General features: G+C 38.8%; 11 protein-coding genes. 1 reads left to right on the forward strand and 10 read right to left on the reverse strand.

All coding sequences use genetic code 11. The features are described 5' to 3' along the window. The first annotated feature begins 113 nt into the window (after nucleotides 1–113). On the forward strand, nucleotides 114–5,507 hold the full coding sequence (locus Q0E71_RS00255) for a lectin like domain-containing protein (protein WP_294794061.1): 5,394 nt from the start codon (nucleotides 114–116) through the stop codon (nucleotides 5,505–5,507). A 737-nt stretch (nucleotides 5,508–6,244) separates the two neighbouring features. Here the strand turns inward: Q0E71_RS00255 and Q0E71_RS00260 are convergent. The 10 genes from Q0E71_RS00260 to Q0E71_RS00305 form a co-directional block, all read right to left on the reverse strand. Next, the gene (locus Q0E71_RS00260) at nucleotides 6,245–6,904 is read right to left on the reverse strand and encodes a P-II family nitrogen regulator (RefSeq protein WP_294794063.1); all 660 of its coding nucleotides are present in this window, start codon (nucleotides 6,902–6,904) and stop codon (nucleotides 6,245–6,247) included. After that, nucleotides 6,897–8,372, reverse strand: a complete 1,476-nt coding sequence (locus Q0E71_RS00265) for a DUF1538 domain-containing protein (protein WP_294794065.1) — start codon at nucleotides 8,370–8,372, stop codon at nucleotides 6,897–6,899. Before Q0E71_RS00265 ends, Q0E71_RS00260 begins: the two co-directional genes overlap by 8 nt. Nucleotides 8,373–8,463: 91 nt before the next feature. Beyond that, on the reverse strand, nucleotides 8,464–9,192 hold the full coding sequence (locus Q0E71_RS00270; RefSeq protein ID WP_294794068.1) for a TIGR03915 family putative DNA repair protein: 729 nt from the start codon (nucleotides 9,190–9,192) through the stop codon (nucleotides 8,464–8,466). Then, nucleotides 9,170–10,396, reverse strand: coding sequence for a putative DNA modification/repair radical SAM protein (locus Q0E71_RS00275; protein ID WP_294794074.1), 1,227 nt, complete (start codon nucleotides 10,394–10,396; stop codon nucleotides 9,170–9,172). The genes Q0E71_RS00270 and Q0E71_RS00275 overlap by 23 nt, the downstream gene beginning before the upstream one ends. Nucleotides 10,397–10,560: 164 nt before the next feature. Beyond that, nucleotides 10,561–18,972: a S8 family serine peptidase gene (locus Q0E71_RS00280; RefSeq protein WP_294794081.1), complete on the reverse strand. Its 8,412-nt coding sequence runs from the start codon at nucleotides 18,970–18,972 to the stop codon at nucleotides 10,561–10,563. Between the two features lie 316 nt (nucleotides 18,973–19,288). After that, the gene (locus tag Q0E71_RS00285; protein WP_294794088.1) at nucleotides 19,289–20,365 is read right to left on the reverse strand and encodes a methyltransferase domain-containing protein; all 1,077 of its coding nucleotides are present in this window, start codon (nucleotides 20,363–20,365) and stop codon (nucleotides 19,289–19,291) included. A gap of 61 nt (nucleotides 20,366–20,426) precedes the next feature. Next, a complete protein-coding gene (locus Q0E71_RS00290; RefSeq protein ID WP_294794104.1) occupies nucleotides 20,427–20,750 on the reverse strand; it encodes a helix-turn-helix transcriptional regulator in 324 nt (107 codons plus the stop codon). A 220-nt stretch (nucleotides 20,751–20,970) separates the two neighbouring features. Then, the gene (locus Q0E71_RS00295) at nucleotides 20,971–21,720 is read right to left on the reverse strand and encodes a DUF3139 domain-containing protein (protein WP_294794110.1); all 750 of its coding nucleotides are present in this window, start codon (nucleotides 21,718–21,720) and stop codon (nucleotides 20,971–20,973) included. Then, nucleotides 21,717–22,442: a hypothetical protein gene (locus Q0E71_RS00300; RefSeq protein ID WP_294794118.1), complete on the reverse strand. Its 726-nt coding sequence runs from the start codon at nucleotides 22,440–22,442 to the stop codon at nucleotides 21,717–21,719. The genes Q0E71_RS00295 and Q0E71_RS00300 overlap by 4 nt, the downstream gene beginning before the upstream one ends. A gap of 12 nt (nucleotides 22,443–22,454) precedes the next feature. Then, entirely contained in the window at nucleotides 22,455–23,186 is a 732-nt protein-coding gene (locus Q0E71_RS00305; protein ID WP_294794125.1) for a hypothetical protein, read from the reverse strand. Between the last annotated feature and the right edge of the window lie 154 nt (nucleotides 23,187–23,340).

Below are 23,340 nucleotides of genomic sequence, written 5' to 3' on the forward strand. Positions count from 1 at the left end.
AATAAGCAAAATAACCGTTACGATTTACCAAGGTAGAGTTGTTTTTGGTATATGTCTTAATGATGCAATTTGTTTTGCTTATTCTTTCATTTTCATTCAAGGGAGGTAAGTAAATGAAAAGAAAATTTTCTAAAAGTATTTTAAGTCTTGTTTTAGCACTTATTATACTTGTCACACCTGTAACAGCATTTGCTGAGGATTTAGAAATTTCTGATCCTATAGTCGATCAAGTCGACTTAGCAGATATTGTTAAAAAAGATGAGATTGCTGATGATATTGAAGGTTCTTTCTCACCTATCAATCCAGAGTATAATAAGGTAAGATCATCGAAGCAAGACGAAAAGTTTTATGGTTTGCGTGTTAGCCCAATAATCTGTAACACAAATTATGAACTTGAAAAAAGTAATGAGTTTGCTCCGTGGAGAGAGCGTCAAGCAGCTCCAAGAAAGTATGACTTAAGAGAGCGCAATCGTGTTACTCCTGTTAAAAATCAAGGTCCTAACGGTTCTTGCTGGTCCTTTGCATCATTTGCATCAGCTGAATCAGTTTTAATGCCAGAGTACAATGACTTCAGCGAAAAGAACATGAGAAACACTCACGGCTTTGACTGGGGTCCAGATCAAGGCGGCACATGGCAGGTATCAAGCGCTTATTTAACTCGTGGCTCTGGCCCAATATCAGAAGCTGATGAACCATACTCACCATATGATTTTAATTCACCAAGAGGATTAAGAAGGGTCAAAGACGTTGATAAGATAATGAATATTCCAGATGTTAGAGGTGGATGGGATACTGATACATTAAAACAAGCTATTATGGAATATGGCGCTGCTTATACAACTATCAACGGTGACGAATCGTATTTAAACACAAGAACTATGGGATCATACAACCCAGGCTACAGTGGTTATGCTAACCACGCTGTTGCCATAGTTGGCTGGGACGATGACTTCTCTCGTTATAATTTTGGTATCACACCTCCAGGAGATGGTGCTTGGCTAATCAAGAACTCTTGGGGACAAAACTGGAAATACATGGGCGGTTATTATTGGGTTTCTTACTATGATGCTTTTGCAGGCAGAAGCAACGCAATTTTTAAATTAAAGGATATGGTTCCTAACGAAGAGATATGGTATTATGACGACTTAGGTATGACAAGTACTTATGGTAATGGTCAAAGCGCATATTTCTCAAATGTTTTTGGCCCAGTTAATTCTAGTAAAGATGTTTACCAAGTTGGTTTCTTCGTTCCATCAAACGGAGCAAGATATGAAATTTACATGACTAAAGGCAGAGGACAAGTTTCTTTCAACGATAGAGTAAAAGTCGCTGAAGGCAGTGTGACTTATGCAGGCTATGTCAATATACCTATAAGAAAGTATAATGTTTCAAATGGTGAATACTTCGCCCCTATAGTTAAGCTAACAACTCCAGGATATAACTATCCAATCCCTGTTGAAAACTACATTGCTGGTTATTCTTCAAGGGCAAGAGCTAACAGAGGCGAGTCTTACATCTCTTATAACGGAACTAGTTGGACAGATATGACACAAGTTAAATACAACGCTAATGTCGCATTAAAAGCTATGACAGTTCCCGCAGGTTCTTCTCCATCATATGACAAAAAGGTTTCTTCAATTGAATTTAATGAAAATCCAGTAAATATTAAAGTAGGAGAAACTTATGAAATCAATCCAATCATTCTTCCAGAAGATGCTACTAACAAAAATCTAAACTATTCTGTTAGTCCAACAGGAATTGTAAGTGTTCAAAATGGTGCTCTAAAAGCTTTAAGAGTCGGTACTGCTACGGTAACAGCTACTGCTACTGATGGATCTTATAAGAGAAGTTCATTTGCTGTAAATGTTTCTGATGATATTCAAAATCTTGAAGTAAAAAATATTATCCTAGATAATGAAGTGCTAAAACTAAAAGTCAATGAAACAAGTACAATAAGAGCAAGCGTTGAACCAAGTAACGCTACAAACAAGGCTATATACTGGTCAAGCACAAATACTAGTGTTGCCACAGTTCAAGGCGGCTACGTAAAAGCCATCGCCAAGGGCGAGTGCGACATCATCGCTAAAACTTCTAACGGCGTTAGTAAAAAAGCTCACGTAACCGTCTATGAGGAAGATGTTAGCGATGATAAAGATATAATCAAAGTAGTATCGTCTGTATCATCAAAAACCGTTAAACAAGGTTATAGCCAAACTTTAACAGTTAACTCAAAGGACTATCTAAACAGAAATCTTCGCTATGTTATGACTGAGATTGAAGTTATAACCCCAAATGGAACTACTATAAATAAATCTGCTTACTCGGACTACTACGGCAACGCTAAATTTACACTTAGCTCAAATGAAATTTCTATAGCTGGCGAATATACTGTTAATATCAAGGTTAGCGGCGGAACTTACAAAGCAAACACTGATAGATTGACATTTACCGTTGAAGATGCTCGTCCATCTTTTGATGTAGAAGTAAAGCCTATGTCAAAAGAAATTATGAACAATCAAAAAGTTCAACTAGCAATTCACGCTACTGCTAATGGCAGAAACGTAAGATATGTAGACCTAGATATCGAGATAGTAACTGCAAGTGGCGCTGTTCATAAAAACACTGGTAGAACTAACTACTACGGAAGAGCAAACTACTACTACAGTCCAGACGGAGGCCAAGAAGGCACTTATACTGTAAAAGTTACAGCTAAGAGCTCTCAATATAAGGACGCCGTTGGCACTGCAAGCTTTGAAGTTAAAAAATACAAAAACCCTTATCACCTAGATATGTCTTTCGAAAAAGACCAAGAAAGCTACAAATTAGGCGATAGGGCAGGTATCAGTATTAAAGTTGTTGACCAAAGAAAATATGGCGTAAGATACCTACCTGTTAAGATAGAAGTAAGTGGACCAAATAACTTTAATTACAAATTAACAAAGTATACTAATAATAGTGGTATCGCTACAGTTTATATAACTCCAACACAAGACATGGGTGAGGGCGAATATATAATCAATGCTACAGCAAGTAAATATAGATATGATGACGCTGAAGGTGAATACAAAATTGTCTTTGGTGATGAAAAGCCTATAGACCCAGTTGATCCAGTCGATCCAGTTGAGCCAGAAGAAACAATCTACAAGATGATTGAGACTGACGAAGCGCAAAAACTTATCGAAGAAAATAAAGGCAATGAAAACTTTGTCATCTTTGACGCAAGAACAAAGGCTGAATACAACGAATCTCACATAGAAGGCTGTATTCACCATGATTACTACGCTAAAGATCATGAAGAGTTCATAAAAACTTTAGATAAGAACAAAACTTACCTATTATACTGCAGAACACAAGTTCGTTCAGGCGCAACTGCTGAAATCATGAAAAAGCTTGGCTTTAAGAAGATTTATTGGATGAACGGTGGTATGACTAAGTGGCTTAGAGAAAATCGTCCATCAGTCTTCCCTGAGTACGACAAAGCGCTTGATTTAAATATCGGCGCAGATAAATCAGCCTACACTGCTGGCGAAAATGTCGTTTTAAACGCAAAAGTAACTGACCTTGATGGCAATGGCGTAAGAAAAGCAAATATCGATTTAGCCTTAGTTGATGAAAGCGGCAGCGCTATCGATAGAAAAACTATTCAATCAGGCAATACTGGTGAGTTCACTGTAAGCTTTACAGCACCATCAAGACTTGGTAAATACACAGTTGAAGCAAAAGCTAGCTACAACGACTTCAAAAACGCCAATGGCCTTGCATCTTTCGATGTAGCTCAAAGCGATAAAGAATTTGCTTCTTATGAAGAGAGAAAAACAGCTGGACAATATAAGCACCTAAAGACTACTGATTTTGAGTATGAAGCGCTAGAAAAACACTATGGCAAGAACATACTTCAATATTATGTTAAGGATGCAAATTTAAAAGATCACAGAATTTCGGATTTAATTGACCCTAATAAGAAAACAGTCTTAGTCTTTGGTTACCCAGGCTGCGGCGCTTGTGTAGATATGTGGAAAGCTATGGCTCCACTTGCACACGAAAAATATAATTTCATTGAAATAGTTACTTCAGTTGAAGAAGATGTTAATTCAACAGTTAAGTTCGTGGACAATGTTTTGAAAGAATTAAATATCGAACACTTCAAAGACCATATCTTCTACGATGCTGACGAAAAGATCTGGGCATCACGCCTAGGCTTCTTAACAACACCAAACACAGTTATACTAGACGAAAACGGAAGATTAGTAAACATCGCCGGTGCACTTGATAAAGACGGTTTATATGATTTACTATACAAAACTTTAGGCTTAAACGTTGAAGGAGACGACGAGCCAGAAGATGAGTATAACGCTAAGCTAGATTTAAACTTCGATAAAGAAGAGATAAATATAGGCGAAACAGTTAAGATCACAGCTAAATTACAAGATTTATTCGGCAAAAACATCTACCAAGATACAATCAGATACACAATCAAGCACCCAAACGGCGCTTACCAAGATGGTGTCTACGATAGAAAGACAGGCTATACAGGCGAAACAAATCTATACTTCACAAGCGATGACTCAAGCGTTGAAGGCGAACATGAAGTTACTATCGAACTTATCTCAAATAATTACAAAGCTAAAAAAGTCACAAAATCATTTAGAATAGTGAAAGACACAAAGAAAGATGATTATAACTTAAATATCTCTTTTGGTAAAGACAATTTCAAAAAAGGCGACGTTATCAGAATGGTTCTAGAAGTAAAAGACCAAAATGGAAGCCCAGTTAAGAATGAAAGAGTTAAATTTACATTCACTTATCCAGAAGGAAAATCATATAACTACGATAGACAAACAGACTACTATGGAAAGGCAATGCTGACATTTACAACAAACTCATCCATTCCAGACGGTAAATTCACATTAAAAGCAAGTTTAACAGACAGACCAGAATATACAGCAGAAAATTCATTCACACTTGGAAGCTCAGAGCCAGATAAGCCTATTAACAAAGATACATTAACATATCAAGACAGATATAACAATGGCGAGTTCAATCACTTACAATCAGGCGACCTACTTGGCAAACTAAGAAATGCATACGGCACAAACGTTTCTAATTACACACTTACAAACATGCAAGGACAAACAGTTACAATCGCTTCACTAATGGATGGACGCCGTCCAACAGTTATCGCCATGGGTTACCCAACATGTAGAGGATGTCAAGCAAGCTGGAGAAGCCTTGTAAATATCAATAAATCAAGCTTCAACATGGTAGAAGCAATGACAAATGGCGACAGCCAAAGCATCACATCCATACTAAACAGACTTGGCCTAAGCCAAATGCTACCATACTTCCACTACAACGCAAGAAGCTTATTTAACCTAATTAACTCAAACTACGTTCCTTGCCTAATGTACCTTGATAAAGATGGCAATATAACAAACTTAAGCTACTTCAACTCAAACGAAGAAGTACTAAGCATTGTTAGGACAATAGGAGGAACAATATCAAAATAATTATAGAAAAACACTCTATAAGAATAATATTTAGTTTACACAGTGGATGCTATCTAGAAATAGATGGCATCTACTTTTTTATTTATTTGGGGAATTTTGTATAAGATTTAAAATAGATTTTGCATGGCTAATGGCGGGCGTTTGGTATACGCCGCGCAAATGGTCTATGCCGAGCTGATGGTATACGCCGCGCTGATGGTATACGCCGCGCGTTTAACGTATGACGTGCGTTTCGTTTTTCTCGCCAGCTGCACTTAACGCGATTCGTAATTTGCTAAAAATGATATAGGCGCAAAAAAAGAGAGCCGAAGCTCTCTTATATCTTTAAGATCTTTAATCTTTTATATTTATTTAGATCAAATAGTGAGAAAATTGATTTTCACGAGCGCAGCATTCGGAGAAAACTGTTTTTAGTGAGAAAATATATGTTCCAAAAGCAGCGCATTGAGACAAATTGTTTCAATTGCTTTGCGCAGGACGACGGCCGAGTGTCTCGCACCAAGGTTCTCGCCCAAAAGGGCGAGGTTTTTCTAATCCATCTAGTGGAGTGTAACGTAACGAATATGGATTTATAGTCGGACAAGCTTAGCAATTGTCAATTTGTTGAACTAAGCTGCGTGGAACTATCTTTTCGATGTGCAATTTACTTAAAAATATAAATCTAGACATAAACAAGGACAGAGATTTTATTTTCTCTGTCCTTTTTCTTTTATCTATGAATTAATTCTTCATTATTTTTATTTTGCCATTCCGTATGTCATTAAAACGTTTGTAATGAATATAATTCCCTTACCCTCTTCCTCTATTTGCGTTTCCTTTCTAATCGATTCAACTATATCCTTAGTTTTTGCTTCTTCCGATATAATCAAAACGATCTCTTTCTCTGGTTCGATGAGCATATTGAAGACTTTACGCGCTTCTTCGCTGCCCGAGCCTCTCGCGTGCATAACAGTTCCGCCTCTTGAGCCAGCTTTTTGAGCTGCTTCAATCACGTCGTCTGCATTTCCTTTTTCAACTATAGTATATATGGCGTTGTACATATTTTCACCTCTTTTAATATTTTCACTTCCATTAGCATTATCTTCAGTGCCAAAAACGTTGAATGCGCTCTCGATGTAGGCTATTCCGTGGTTTGGCTTGTCCATTTCAAGTTTTTCTACTAAATAATCAGCAAGATCCATGATCTCCTCAGTCTTTCCGAAGAGCATAAGAACTGCTTTTTTCTTGTCGTTTAGACCTAAGTAGTCGAATATTGTCCTAGATGCAGTGCCTCTGCCTAGCATGGCTACTGAGGCTGTAACGCCTTTTTCATCCGCTAAATGCAAGACTTTGCTCGCTTTATTGTGCTCGACTATAACGACTAGCATTTCTAAGTGACGAGACTTTAAACTACGCATTCTTCACTCCCCCTTTTTCATGTTTCAGATAGAATAGACCAAGTATTTGCAGTGCTATAAGCGGAGTCATCGCTACCATGGCAATGGTACCGAAGCCGTCTATAAGTAGGTCCGCTGTTGGTGTTGAGGCTGCAACGCCTTGTGCATAAGCAAGGATAAATGTCGCAGTCATCGGTCCTGAGGCAACGCCACCTGAGTCAAAGGCGATGCCGACGAATAGGTTTGGCACCTTTTTCATTATCAAGAATGTTATGATATAGCCCGGTAGCAAGACGTGCCATAGCTGCATGCCAGGAACTAGTATTTTAAGAATCGACAAGGCAACCGCGATGCCGACACCTATTGACAAAGTCATAAGTACGACTGATTTTTTGATTGAGCCCGCTGTAACGGCTTCGATTTGGTTCGTAAGTACGTGAACTGCCGGCTCCGCAAGTATAGTCAGTACGCCCATCAGAAAGGCGATGGCAACGATGAAGGCCTTGCTGTGCTCGCTCGCTAGCACGTGACCTATGTAGCGGCCGACGTCCATAAAGCCAGAGTTTACGCCAACTAGAAAGATTACAAGTCCCACAAATGTTAAAACGCAGCCGGTTGCGATTCTTGCGTTTGCCCTCTTCGAATTATGGAAGAAGATCATGTTGCAGATCGTGTAAATCACGATTATGGGTAGAAGCGCGATGATTATCTCTTTAGCGACTATCGCCGCCTCGTGGATGAAGTGCGAGAAAATGCCCGCTTCGCTCGCCACGGCAATGTCTGGAACCTCACCAAACTCTGGTTTTGATAGCATGCCAAGTACCAGTGCACCGATGATGGCGCCTGCTGAAGCGATGCCAACTAAGCCAAAGGAGTCGTCTTCGGACTTTTGGCTGTCTTTGTTAATGGCGGAGGCACCTGCGGATAAAGCAAGTAAAAATGGTACAGTCAGTGCCCCAGTTGTCGCTCCTGAAGCATCAAAGGATACTGCTAGGAAGAACTGGTCTGAAAGCACTGCAAGTACGAGTATTACGCCATATGTAAGCATTAAAAACTTCTTTAGTGAATACACTTCTACTATACGCACCATGCCTAGTGAAATAAGTAAAGCGACACCCATTGACACAAGCATAACTAGTGTTGACTTCGATACGACGCCCAGAGTCACCTGGCCAACTTGATCTGCCAAGATGTGTAAATCCGGCTCAGCTATTGAAATGACAAAGCCTAAGATCAGTCCCATGAGCGCTATGACCCAAAGTTTACCGCTCTTAACGGCTGCGTTACCGAAGCTGTCGCCCATAGGCGTGATGCCAAGGTCGACGCCGATCAAAAATATTGTCAGTCCCAAAAGTATGAAGACCGCGCCTAATAAAAAGCGTATAAAGACATCGCTCTCTAGCGGAACCACTGTAAAATTCAGTATCACAACGAGCAGCGATATCGGCAAAACGGTCGCTAGGACTTCTTTAAATTTCTCTTTAATCAAAATGTCACTTCCTTTTAGTCAAATTCGTTTATTTCTTTAGACAAGTAAAATCATTAATACTATTATAATGGAAAAGTGCCCCAATTTCAAGCTATTTCTCAATTAAGTAGTGCCAGTAACGCTTTGGCATATTTGAAATCATCAGCTTTTCATTGCGTCTCTCGTCTATGGCGATGGTCTTGTAAAAGTCTTTCCAAGCTTCTTCGAAGAATTTTTCTTTTTCGCTAATAGTGTAGTCAAGGCTTTTTAGCTCCAGAAATTCGACCTTCCCCTTCATGTGCATGGCGGCCGTACCACGCTTCACATCAGCGATTACAAAGTTTATAGTGGGGAGCCTCTTCACAAAATGAGGTATGATGAGGGTCAAGATGTCGTTCTTCGGCTCAAACTCAGCTAGCATCACGCCGCCCTCGACCTCTTTGAAGCGCAAAAGGCCTTTGTAGGAATGATTTTCCGATAAAACATTTCTACGAATGCGGCGAAATTCGCTCGCAGCCTTCTCCGATGAAAAGATGTAGCCGTAGCCGCGCTCGAAGACGCCTTTGATGGCGCGGATTAATATATCTTCCTTATTAGTATCACAGGATAAAAATACTGCCACTATCTCTCTCATGAAACGCTTCGGAAACTTCTCCTCAAGTGCTTTTAGTACGCGAGTGGCCTTTACCATATCCGTAGTTATAAAAATTTTCGTATCAAATAAGGTGCCTTGATCCTCGGGCATGAATTTCGCGCGCCCTATGTCCTCGTAAAGCTCGAAGATGACTGTCATTAGGCCTTCGAAGGACCTGTCGTAATCAAAATAACGATAGCTGTTCATTTAAGTTCACCTTATCCATGAGTTTTATGCGAAGGTCTTCGCGCTTATCAATCTTGCCTCCTCTATAGACCCCGCCTACTGTGATGAAGTATTTAGCACGCTTTAAGGAGATGTGCATGTTCTCGAGCGAGTCGTACGATAGCTTGGCAAAGCGCCTTGCGTTGATAATTTTGTGGCAGGTCGTCGGGCCAAAACCGGGCACGCGAAGAAGCTCTTCGTAGCTCGCTTTGTTGACCTCGATCGGGAAGAGCTCAATGTGATTTATCGCCCAAAAGGCCTTAGGATCAAGGTCCAGGTCGAGCATGGGATTTGCGCGCGAAACGATTTCGGAGGGCTTAAATTTGTAGAAGCGCATCAGCCAATCCGCTTGGTAGATGCGGTGCTCACGTAGTAATGGTGCGGCTTTGATGCCATAAGTGTACTTCGATTTAACGACCGGAACGAAGGCTGAATAATAGACGCGCTTCATGCTAAAGCCCTTGTAAAGCAGCGATGCCTTCGTGATTATCGTCTCGTCACTTTCATTCGCGGCACCGACTATCATTTGCGTGGTTTGCCCAGCCGGGGCAATGAGCGGTGCGCTCTTGTACTTGCGCCTGTCCTCTTTGTTCTCGGCTATTGCCATTTTAATATTGTTCATGGGCTTCATGATGCCCTCTGTTGTTTTTTGCGGAGCAAGCATTTTTAGTGACTGTTCAGTCGGAAGCTCAATATTCACCGATACCCTATCGATCAGGGACGATAGCTTTGTAACCAGCTCTTTAGACGCGCCCGGTATGACCTTCATATGTATATAGCCATTGAAATGGTAAGTGTGGCGAAGGAGCTCAGCCGTTCTAATCAGCTGCTCCATGGTGTAGTCGGGGCTCTTGATGACTGCGCTTGAGAGGAAAAGGCCCTCGATATAGTTACGGATGTAAAAGTTCATAGTGAGCTCAGCGACCTCTTCGGGCGTGAACGAAGCGCGCGGCACATCGTTCGAAGCGCGGTTGATGCAGTACTCGCAGTCGTAGATGCAAACGTTTGTAAAGAGGATTTTTAAAAGAGAAATGCAGCGGCCGTCCTCAGACCAGCTGTGACAGATGCCGCAGGACGCAGCGTTACCAATGCCGCCAGAGTTTTTGCGTGAAGAATTAGACGAAGAGCATGATGCATCGTACTTCGCCGAGTCAGATAAAATTTTGAGTTTCGCCTTTAAATCCATAGTATCACCTGAGTATATTGTATCACTAAATGGCGATTTTGGCAAGATATGGGCGGGGATAGGGGAAAAGAAAAAGGTGCATAACTATTGCTAGCTATGCACCTTGTATTTTTTATTGATTTTTTTGTGTCAATTGTTTTTTGCGAAAATTGAATGCGAAATTTTTATTTTTCTTTAAGCTTGATCAACTTAATTAACAAGTCGATAGTCTTTGCCAATTCTTCTCTCGTAAACTTACTTTGCGGACCAAACTTGCCACTCGCATCAACATTCACAAGTCCAGCTTTCTTCATTGCTATCATCGCGTCCTTTGCCCAGCTATCAGCCTTAGCAAATTCTTTTTCGTCAACTGGAACTACAGTTTCAAGCTCAATGCCATTCGCCTTTAGTAAGTTATTTAGCATTACGCAGAACTCTTGTCTTGTTACCTTCTTGTCAGCCTTGAATGTGCCGTCAGTGTAACCAGCGATGATACCCTTAGCTGCGGCCCACTTAACCGATTCAGCGTACCATTTATCATTTGTAACGTCAGTGAAGTAAACGTCTTTGTCAATGGCTTTGTCCTTGCTGATCAGCATAAAGACTCTTGTAACCATCGCTCTCGTTATAGTTTTATTGCCTTGGAACTTGCCGTTGCCCATGCCCTTGATGATACCGTAAGAAACTAAGTTTCTAACCGATTCGCCTTCAGGTCCTGCCGCTACGTCTTTTAGCTCAACTGGGTTAATAGGGTATTCAGTGATTATGCCGTAGTCCTTCTTTGTTTCGACTGGCTTTTCATCTTCATTATTGTTTATAGGCTTAGATGGTTCAACCGGTTTACTTGGTTCAACAGGTTTACTTGGTTCAGATGGTTTTGGTTCTGGTTTGTATGGTTCATATGGTTCATACGGTTCATATGGTTCTGGTTTTGGTTCTGGTCTTGGATCTGGTTCTGGTTGTGGCTCTTGCTTATTTTCCTCCCAAACAGCTATTAGCTTGATATTTGCCATAACACTAGTGTTGAAGTTATAGTCTTCACCGTTAAATTGCCATGCGATAAATGTGTGGTTTGGCTTAGCAGGTTTTGCTGGCTCCTTAACTTTTTCGCCTTGGCGAACTTTTTCAGTCCAAGTATCATTACCATTATTAGGGTCGAAAGTGATTTCGTATTCAATAATTTCTTCCCATTTTGCATAAATATCTGTATTAACTTCTATTGGCATATCAAAATTGAATTCTTGAGTCATTTTTTCATCAGCGAACCAGCCTTTGAAAATAAAGCCTTTTCTAAATGGATCATCAGGTCTATTTACCTTTTCACCATCTATAATCTTAACTGTCCAAGAATCTGTTTCGTTATTTGGATAGAATGTTACTTCATGTCTGATTATTTCGTAATTTTCTATAGAAGCAATAGCTGATCTTAGATTAATTATAGTCTTGTCAATATCTTCCATAGATGAATTTTCGTCATCTTTTACTTTTATAGCCTTAGCTAATTCTTTGTCTAAGTCTTTTTGTCTATCCTCTGGAGCGTATTTGTATTGATCAGTCTCCTTGATTTCTTCAGCTTTCTTGATTAAGTCAAGTAATTCTGATTTATCAAGTGGAAGTATCTTAACGATAACGCCGTCACTCATTAGTTTATTTACTTCTTGTTGATAAACAAATATCTTGTCATTTTCATGAACTTGTCCAAGATCAAGCGAGAATTTGCCGCCTTCCATAATCTTCATGCCTGTTCTTAAATTGCCGTCTTCGCCAACTTTGTAGTAAACAGTCGCTCCAACTATGCCTTCGCCTTTAACGAATCTGTCATTTACAGTCGCGTCCTCAACGCTTGGCGCTGCAGTTTTTTCAGTCGGCTCTTCAATACCTGATAGTGCATCTAATGCAGCCTTTATATCTTTAACTGCCTTATCTACTTCTTCTTGAGTCGCTTTTTGTTTATGAAGAATGTTGTAGCCATCAACGATAGCGTCGTCATACTTATCTTTTTCTGCTCTTGTCGAGTTCATATACTTCTTAGTCTTACGAACATTGTCGTAGTCATCAATTAATTTTTGAAGCTCTTCCTTATTGGCTTCGTTGTAGCCATCCAAGTTCTTCTTAGCATTTTCAATATCTCTGATGGCATCCATAACGTCTTTTTCAAGAGCATTTTGATCGTCATAAACTTTTTGACCCTTGGCAATAGCTGCGTCATAAGCTTCTTTATCTTCATCTTTGTCATAAATGTATGTGTCTTTTGCCTTTACAGCGTCCGCTTCGTCAAGAAGTTTCTTAAGCTCTTCTTTTCTTAGGTCAAGCATGCTGCCAACTATGGCATCACGAGCTGCTCTTACTCTATCTGCTAGATTGTCTACTGCATCTTGAGTAGTTTTTTCTTTCTCAAGCTCTGCCTTAGCATCAGCGATAGCGTCGTCGTATACTTGTCTCTTAGCCGCATCAGCGTTCTTGTAATTGTCTGTTTCTTTTAATTCATCATATTCTTTGATAAGAGCTTCTAATGCGTCAGTGTTGACAATTTCTTGAGTCTCATCACGTTCAAAATTGAATGTTAGCTCTTGTTTTGAATAATCAGTGACTGTAAACTCCTTGATTTCTTCGTCTTTAAGCTTATATCCTTGTTCGCAGGATAAGAATTTTACTTGGTATACTTGATTGCCAGATGCAATATATGGTACTTTTGTTAAATCTTCAACATAAGTTATACCAAAAGTAGATTTAGCATATACGCCATACTTAGCCTTAATTTCCTTATCAGCTGCAAGTGAATTTATTTTCAAAGGAAGTGGCAATGTCATATATACATATTTAGAATATACTGGACTTGGATTTGCGTTTATGATATTTGGATAGAAGGTATATTTTGTTCCTTCAATCTTAATTTCATAGTCAGCACCAGATGCAGCTGGGAATTCAAAGCCAGTAGCAGTTTTCTTTACTCCTTCAACTTCCTTGCCGTCCTTATCAAATACTCTAAATGTATAGTCGTTGATGTTTTCTTTTAATACCTCAACATTTCTCAAGTCAACTTTTTGTGTTTCTTTTGCATCTTCAATTATGAATTCTGCCTTAAATGTTGGATTTTCATTGTCAAGTGTAAATTCAATTCTCTTGTTCTTAACTTCAACTTTTAAATAACTTGATAAATCTTGTAATACATAAGCGTATTTGCCATATTCAAGTTCAATTTCAGCATGTTGTGATTCTTGATAATAGCTTAGTGGAACTTCTACATCTCCATCAGCTGTTACTTTATATAGATTTACTTTTTCAAAGAAGCTACGTCCTGGTTTTGAACCTATATAATTAATATCCCAGCTTGCCTTACCTTTGCCTGTTGGTTCTGGTTCAGGTGTTGATCCCTTAAGCATTAGAACAAATTTAACTACAGCATTTGGATTCTTATCATCTATAGTAACTGTTTTTACTAATTCAGATTTCTCTAAATCATATTTAGTTTTATCTAGCATATAATCGCTTAATTCAACTTTATATGTGCCATATGGAACTTTATCTTTAACTTCATTGTTTGATAAATATATTGCTCCTGCCCATGCTGATATAAACATCTCAGATTGTGTTTCTTTTGTTCCGTCTGATTCCCAAACTTCAAATTTAAGAGTTCCTTCTCCCTCTGGAGCTGGTGGTTCTTTATAATCTTCAAGTTCTATTCTTAAATTCTTTGTATCTTTAGTAACTGTTATTGTATTAAATTCTTCTTTTTGAATATACTTATATGGTTCAAATACTTCTAATTCATGTTCGCCAACAGTTAATTCTACTTCACCGTCAGTATATTCAGCTTCTTCATCACCATCAAGTGTAAAGCTAACTGGACTAATTTTTTCTGTACCGAAATAGAATTCAAAGTTAACTTTAACCTTTTCAGCCGCTTTTTCTTCTTCAAGATTTATAGTCAAGTTCTTTGTATCTTTATCTATAGTAACTGTCTTAGAATCTTCTGTTGGAACAAGTCCTTCTGGTTTGATGATTTCAACATCATATTCGCCAGGAGCTATATCTATCTCTCCGCTTGTGAACTCTTCATCACCTAGCTTGAATTTTACATCTTGAACTTCTTCTTCACCATTCATGAATTTTACATTAACTTTAGCTTTTTCGTCTGGTGTTTCCTCTTCAGGAACTATAGTTAAGATAACTTGGAATTCTGGGTAAGCTACAACAAAATCTTTTGTATTAACAGTATATCCTTCAGGAATTCCTTTTACTTCTATTTTGTAGTAGTCGTATTCTAGGTCAACAAAGACTGAATCAAGACCATTTAAGCCCTTTATAAAAGTTTTTGTGATAGGATCACCCTTTGTACCAGTTATCACGTACTCATAAGAGTCCTTTTGTTTATCTAGTGGAACGGCATCGTCATCTACAAAGATTGCGCCTTCACTTACCTTGTCTGTTTCAGAATAAGCCTTCCAATTAAATTTTACTTCTACATCTTCTGTGACAGATTTAAATGTAGTCGAGTCTTGTTCATAGCTTTGATTATCTACAGTGATTGTTGTTTCACCGAATTTTTCTTTATCAGCAATAGCTTCAACATAGTAATAACCTGGTTTTAATTCAATGCCACCTTTTTCATAGTCAAAAGCTTCGCCTTTTTTGCCGTTACTTACCCATCCGTAGAAATCACAGATATAATAATCAGCCTTGTCATAATTATCTTTTATAGTAAATTTAAATTTCTTATCACCAATTTTTTCATAAGTAAATGTTAAATCTGCTTCAGGCTTTTCTTCTGTTAGAGTAACATAGGCAAATGGCTTTTCAATATAGTAGCCTTCTGGCATCTTTTCAGGGAATATCATCCAAGTGCCATCGGCCAAGTCATCAAGTTCAACTATTGCTCCTTTGTCACTCTTGGCAAGATATTTAATCTCTTCACTAGTGCCTTCAGTAGTAATGTTAACTTTGTAGAAGTCCGCCCTCTTGATATTTGCATATATAGTCTCGTAGTTTGTAGCGCTACTTGCTGTAAATGGCATATCCTCTTCAAAACTTATTTCATAGCCCTTTAAGCCCTCTTTAAATTCAGCATAGAAATTGTAGTCACCATAAGGAAGGTCTGCATCGTAGTATTCACCCCATGTTGGCGAATAAATAAATTCAATAACTCTGTCATTTTTAATATTCTTTGCAAATATTCTAAAATCTCCAGCCTTTAAATTATCTTGAGATTTTACTTTTACTGAAACTCTTGCTGTAGGTATTTCAGTAAATTCAAGAACTATCTTGTGCTTTTTATTTTCTTCAGATATTTCAAAGGCAATTTCGCTTTCGCCCTTTAGTTCAAATTTATTAGAATAATCTGTAACAATAAGTTTATACTTGCCAAACTTAAGATGTTCTATAGACTTAACTTCTTCTCCAGCTTCGTCAACTACCTTGTATTCAAGGTTAAGAGGCTCTTTACCTGTTTGTTTTACTTCAACTTCAAGAGAACCATACATGTCTTTAAATACAAGCATGTCGGCTGTCACAGCGTTAGTGTTATGACCAAGGTCCATAGCTGTGATGTTGATATCAGCTAGCTTTTTGCCTTCTGGAAGCACTAGCTTAACTTTATTTCCTTCTCTAGTAAAGTCAATAGCATTGCCATTTTCATCTTCAATTTTGAATTCATCAAGGCCAGATCCTTCTTCAACTAAATCAAATGTAATAGTTCTACTAGCATCATCATATTTAGTATTTTCAAATTGTGGAGCGATAGTATCTATCATAAACTTCATTTCTCTGAAAGTAGCTGGATAAGTTTCATTAACACCCTTAACTGCTTCAGCAGATAGTTTTAGAGTATAATTACCATCTTTTAAATCCTTAACAGGTATAGTGCCTGGTGAAGTGTAACCAAGATAAGTAGCTCTTGAGTTATCATCTGGTATAAAGGATATATTAGTTAGATTTAAACCAAGAGGATAATCATTTTCTTCTCCTGCTTCGTTTATAACCGTAGCTTTAACATTGGCACTTCTAGTCATAACTAGGTTAAGTCCAAGTGCGTCATTGTAATTATCTCCGTTAGGTGAGATAACTACAGGTTCAAACTCAGGTTTTGGTTCTTCGCCTTGAGGTTCTGCCTTATAAGCATCAATTTCATCAAAGTTCTTAAGACCAGCTATAACGATGTTGTTATATTTCTTGCCATCTTTACCTATATATGATCCTTGAATAGTTTCAAAGTGCGTTGAATACTTGAACCAGTCGTTTTGCTTGAAAGCATAAGACCAATACATTGGTTCGTCACCATCAACAAAAGTAAAATCATAAAGAGGCTTTTCAATAGATGGAATCTTGCCGAACTCGCCCTTAAATGATACGAATGGGAAGGAAACTTCCATGCCATTTTGATCACTTAAGTGAAGGAAGCCTTCTACGAAAGCGCCATTGACAAAGTCAGCAAATTTCTCAGTGTTTTCAATTGGGAATGTAATTGTAACATCCTTAGTTCCTTGAGCTGGAACTTCAATTTTATAATCAAAATTCTTATCAAATAACTTATCAGGTCTAAGTGAAAGAGTCTTTCCTTCGCGAGCTTCGATAGTTGCTTGAACGAATGGAGTTAGTGTCTTTGGCTCAGCTGAATAGTTTGTGATAGTTAAATTTAATGTGATTTCATCGTTAACATCACCTACGTATTTACTAGCGATCTTAGTGTCTTTGTCAACAACAGTAAAGTCAAGCTTACTTGCCTTAGTAAGGTTCATAACTCCAGCGCCTTGACGACGAGGTGATGTTGTAAAGCCTGTAACTGGATCCATGTGTGGAACAGCAGAGTTCATTAAGATGGTCTTTGTTAGAGCCGCTTTATGTTTTTCGCCTGCAAATAACAATTCATTTAGACGAGTGCGCATAACACCAACGCCGCCTGTTACGTGAGGCGTAGCCATAGAAGTACCACTCATGTCTCCAAATGTGTTACCACCAGTTTGAGCCGAGTAGATGTGTCCACCAGGAGCAGTGATGTCTGGCTTCATGTATCCGCCAGCTGCAAGACCCCAGTTCGTAAATGAGCTTAATTCGCCGTATTCTGGGTTATCCATTTCACGTGGAGTCATGTCGATGTGAACAGTCTTTGACTTTCCTTCAAGAAGTTTTTCACCAACTTTTAGGCTTACTGCAACAGCTGGAATCTTTGTTCCTTCTATAGCAAGACCTAATTCGCCTTCAACGTTGTTATATATAATTACGCCCTTAGCTTTAGCTGCTTCAGCGTTTTTAATCTTGTTTGTAAAAGTAATTCCGCCCCTCTTGATAAGAGCTACTTTACCTTCTACATCCTTATCTTCAAAATCTTCAGGATTACCTAGGCCACAGTCAATAAATTCATAGTCGCCTTTTTCAAAGAAGATGTCTCCAGCTTTTCTAAATGGAAGCTTTTGTCCTTCATAGTCCATAACTTGAGCAAACATAATTTTGTTCTCAAGTGATGCTACTGTGATAGCGTTAGTAGCAATACCTGGAGATGCCATAGTACCAAAGTCAGGATTTTCAATATTTAATTTACCTTGGTAGTCACCTTCATTACCAGCAGCGATAACAAAGTTAGTGTCAGCTGCATAACCGTTGTTGATTGCATCAGTAATGTACTTAGGAACACTATTTGGAAGGCCCTTAGTTGAGCCTAAACTCATGTTAACCGCGTCAGCCCCCATAACTATCGCGTCTTGCATAGCATGCATATAAACATTAGATGAAGTACTACCTTTTTTCATAACATTCATCATAAGTAGTTGAGCCTCAGGAGCAACACCCCTCCAAGTTTTGCTTCCTATTTGAACCTTGTTACCAGCAACAGTACCGCTAACGTGTTGACCGTGAGCTTCTATCTCATCTTCAGGGTTCAAATCTTCCTTGCCAATCATGTAGTTCCATCCAAATGGAATCTTTTCACTGCGATATAAAGACTTAACCAAAGCGTCCTTTTCGCCGTGGTCCTTAACCTTTAATGATCCATTTCTTAAAAATTCATGAATATCAAACTTAGAAAGCTTAGCTTGAGTCTCAGCAGATAAGTAAAAAGCTTCATGACTAGGGTCCATGTTACTGTCAATTATGGCTAAGACAGAACCAGCCCCGTTGTACTTTTCTTGTAAAACATCGTCGTTGTCAATAAGTTCATTAGAGCCTATCATCTTGATAGAGTCACTCATAAGAGACCTATCTTTAAAGACAGCCATGTTAGAACGAACGACATCCGCTTCACGAAGCTCTTCATTTACATAAACATCCTTTACAAAGTCAAAAGTCTTAATAATGTTTAACTCATCCTTACTAGCCTTCACACATAAAGATGGTAAAAGAAGTTCAAGTCTCGATAAAACCTCAACTTCAGGAGCTTTTTCTAAAATCTTTTCTTGATAATAGTCAAGCGCCTCATCAGCAAGGCTTATCGCCTTCTCGTAATTTTGTTTTTCGTACTCTTTTACATAGCCAGGAGATTGTTTTTCTACATCCAAATAGACTATGTACTCTCCCTTTTCTTCACTTGCAAATACAGTTGTATAGCCTGCAAATAGGCTAAAAATCATGCATAAGCATAAAATTAGTGAAATTAATTTGCGTTTCATAATTGCCTCCCCATATTAAAATTCCGGTTATGAAATCCGGTTTATTTCGACTCTCGTTGCTTCTACCATCTGCTACGCTAAAGCGACGAGAGCAAAAATAATAGGTTTTTTTTACCCATCTGAAAATATTGTAACATATTTGTAACATATAAATCAAGATTTATAAAGAAAAATTTTACATATAAATAAAAATGATAATATCGCACTTTGTGGTAGCATAGTCACATAGCACTACTACAAATAGTGGTTTAGCCAATAGAAAAGAGCCTATCCAATATGGATAAGCTTTTTGATTATAGTCTTCTTATTATATATATTAGCAGCAGCATCCGCCTTCGCAGCAACCTCCATCGCCAGAGCCATCTTTATCTAAACTTGGTGCAGTTGAGCAGCCACTAAAAGCTCCAAAGTGTTCGCTTCTGTCGCCCATGATGTCAAAGTACTTCGCAAGTCTTGTGTTTTCAATCATCGCACAGCTATTGCCGCAGACAGAAAGCGGAAGGTTCTTGTAAAATCTGTGGTGGTCGTCAAGATCAAAGTAATTTTCCGAGCCAAGAATTCCGCCCCTATAAGTTGCTACTTGTCCATAGTTTTCGCAGATGTCTTCCAATAGCTCAGGTAGTTTAACAGCCTTGATAGTGTGAGAGAAGAACTCTACATTTCCGATCATTGCTTCTATCTCTTCATTGTCGATCGCAGCTTTATTTGACTTAATATATCTAAAGTCTTCCCAACCAATCTTTCTAAGTAGACGTCTAAAGTCCTCTATATACATAGCGCCGCCCAAGCATTCGCCCCTTAAAATCAGATTCATCGAGATATCTTCGCCAAAACGTCTATCAGCAAATATGTCCGAGAAGTAAAGTTCGCCGCCAGTCTTAAGAACGCGCCAAACCTCCTTAAATACCTCTTCCTTGTAAGGACTTAGGTTGATAACACAGTTCGAAATAACGATGTCAACACTGCCATCTTCAATGCCTAAGGGCTTCAAATCCTCGATGTAGCCCTTTTTGAACTCAACATTTGACTTCTTGTAGCCGAACTTTTTCGCCATCTCATCTTGATATTTCATGGCAATGGCAAGTTGATCGTCGTTCATGTCGACGCCTATGACCCTGCCATTTTCCCCAACAAGCTTGGAAATAGTATAGACGTCAAGACCAGTCCCGCAGCCAAGGTCAAGTACAGTCATGCCTTCAAGTGCAGGCGGTATAGGAGAGCCGCAGCCATAGAAATGGCTTATAATCTCATCTGGGATCATCGCCCTTGCCTCGTTAATGTACTTAGGGCCGCCGTCAAGCGCGCATGAGCAGATCTTAGTCTCCATCTCGCCGTTCGCTTCAGTAGTGATTTTCGAATAATAATTTTTAACTTCTTCTCTAATGTCTTTCATAATTTCCTCCTTAAATATAAACATATTTGAATATTTCTATCTGTTTGCTTAAAAAAATATACTAGTAGTCAATCCTTTCCTTCGAGTGACAAATGCAGTCTGGATCGTCGCTAAAGATATTATCAAGCTGACCAAGTAAGTGCTCAAGCGCCTTTTTGTTCAATGAGTAGTAAGTGTTTTTGCCTTCTCGGCGGCTATTAACAAGCCTTGCCTCCTCAAGCTTCTTCATGTCGCTAGACAAAGTTGGCTGAGTAATGTCAAACTTCTCGAGAATTTCACAAGCGCAGAGCTCCCCGCAAGATAGCATGTCAACAATCTTTAGCCTCTTTTGATCAGATATCGCCTTAAGCTTTTTAGAAACGCTCTCGTAAATATTTTCAGTCATCTTAGCTCCTCCTTTCTTATCTAAACTTATAATAACATACATATAGAAAAAAGTCAATATGTTTTTGCAAAATATATAGATTTTTTTCTATATATTCGATCTAAATAGGAGAATTTACATATACATTAAATTTCTTTATAATGGCCGGGCTTGGTATAGATATTATTTATGGCTTAGTTAATAGAAAAAGCGTGGAACTTGCCACGCTTATATCTTTGTATCACTTATGCAAAATTTCATTGCCTTTGTCGTAAATTTTCTTTAATTTCTCCATATCTCCATCCACAATCACTTTTTCCGGCACATCATTGACGCTGACTGCGTTTTTCCAAGTCTCTGCCTCGCCGTCATCTTTCTTATCTGCGTTAGGTATTACAAGGCCTGAATATGACTTGACGGCTATATTTCTTTCTTTAAGAACTTCGTAGACTTTTTTAAGCCCATCCATTAAATCATCTAAGCTTGGTTTTTCTGCATAAGACTTAAAATCAGCTTTCACCTTGCTTGGCAAATTATCTGCATCAAAGTCCTGATCAAGTGTAAGATATGAGCTATAATTAATTTCATCATCTGGCCCTAGCCATATTTCAAAGTCAAGGCCGCTGTCCTTAGCTATCTCATCTGCTAAAGCATTTAAAAAAAGCACGTATCTACTGTAGGTGTTGAAAAGCCTTTCGCTATAGCTATCGTACTTGAACTTGCCAAAGCTATCGAAACTAAGATAGAACTTCGTGTCAATGCTCTTCTTGTCCCAGATCCTTACGTAGTAGGTCCCGTCATTAAAATTGTAATAGGCGCGCTCGCGCACAAGGTCAAGGTCAGTGTAGTGCGTACTTAAGTACTCATCCGCTGATCTATTCGCCAAAATCTTGCTAATTGGGTTGCCATAGAATACCACTAGGAAGAATAAAATTACTCCTAAAAGCAGCACAAGTGATATATATAATATTATTTTCATAGTCTTTGTCATTGATTAGACCTCCTCTTCAACGCCTCCATATCCCCATCCACAATCACTTTTTCCGGCACATCATTGACGCTGACTGCGTTTTTACAAATCTCTGCCTCGCCATCTTCTTTCTTATCTCTATTAGGTATTACAAGTCCTGAATATGAGCTCGCGGCTATATTCCTAGTCTTAAGGGCTTCGTAGACTTTTTTAAGGCCATCCATTAAATCTTCCAATGCTGGTTTTTCTGCATAAGCCTTAAAATCAGCTGTCACCTTGCTTGGAAGCTTATCCTTGTCAAAGTCTTGATCAAGTGTGAGATATTCTTTATAATCAAAGTCATTATCGGGTCTAAGCCATATTTCAAAGTCAAGGCCGCTGTCCTTAGCTATTTCCTCGCCTAAGTCATATAAAAAATCGATGTATCTGCGGTAAGTGTTGAAAAGCCTGTCACCATAAGTATCGCGTTTCATTTTGCCAAAGCTATTGAAACGAAGATTGAAATTCGTATCAATGCTATTTTTGTCTTGAAGTCTCACGACATAGGACGAGTCCTTAAAGTCATAGTAGGCTCGCTCGCGCACAAGGTCAAGGTCCGTGTAGTGTGTTTCTAAATATTTATCCGCCGCTACTTCCGCCACTATCCTGCTGATGGGATTGCCAAAGAAAGATAGAATTATGAGTATTGCGAAAAATATTAATAATATTGATAAGAATAACGATAAACTTTTTAATCCTTTCATAGTAGCCTCCCATCATTTTTTGTGCTCGTATAATCTCTCCAGCGTCTCCATATTACCATCTAATATAGTCTTCTCCATAACCCTATCGACGCTGATAGCGCTGCCCCACTTCTCTGCCATGCCCTCTTCGGCCTTGTCAGCTGTGGGAATGATTCTGCCTGAGTAGTAGTGCACGTCCAAATTCCTCTTGGCAATGGCTTTTTGCACTTTTTTAAGTCTAGTCATCATCCCCTCAAGGCTCGGCTCATCTTCGTATGCGTGAAAGTGTGCTAATACCTTGCTTGGCAGATGCTCCCTGTCAAAGTCCTGATCCAATTTAAGATAATACTCATACTTAAGCTCATTGTCAGGAAGTAGTCTAAGCTCAAAATCAAAAGCCTCTTCATCGGCTATATCCTTGGCATAATCCTTAAGAAAGACCTCGTACCTTTTGTAAGTGTTATCAAGAATTTCATCGTAAGTACTGTATCTAAACTTGCCGCCATGGTCGTAATTAAGCTCAAAACAAGTGTCGCGGCTCTCTTTGTCCTGAAGCTTCACAGTATAAAAGCTGCCCATCATTTGGTAACTAACGCCCTTTATATCAAGATCAAGATCAGCGTGATTGGTCTTGATATACTCCTTAGCATCTTTTTCCACCCTCGCTTTGATGATGGGATTGCCATAAGTAATAAGGTAATATCCGATGACAATCAGAGCTAAAATTATGTATAGACTGTAGTATAGCGCTTTGAATTTTTTCATAGTGGCCTCCTTTAGTGAATTATACCACAAAATGGCTTTTTACGCAAAAAAACAGATAGCATATAATGCTATCTGTTTTATTTAAGTGGCGGCTACCTATTATCCCAGGTCGTCTCCAACCAAGTACCTTCAGCGTTAAGAGCCTTAACTTCCG

Origin of the sequence: uncultured Fenollaria sp. (genome assembly GCF_934202865.1) — a bacterium.
Taxonomy (GTDB): Bacteria; Bacillota; Clostridia; order Tissierellales; family Peptoniphilaceae; genus Fenollaria.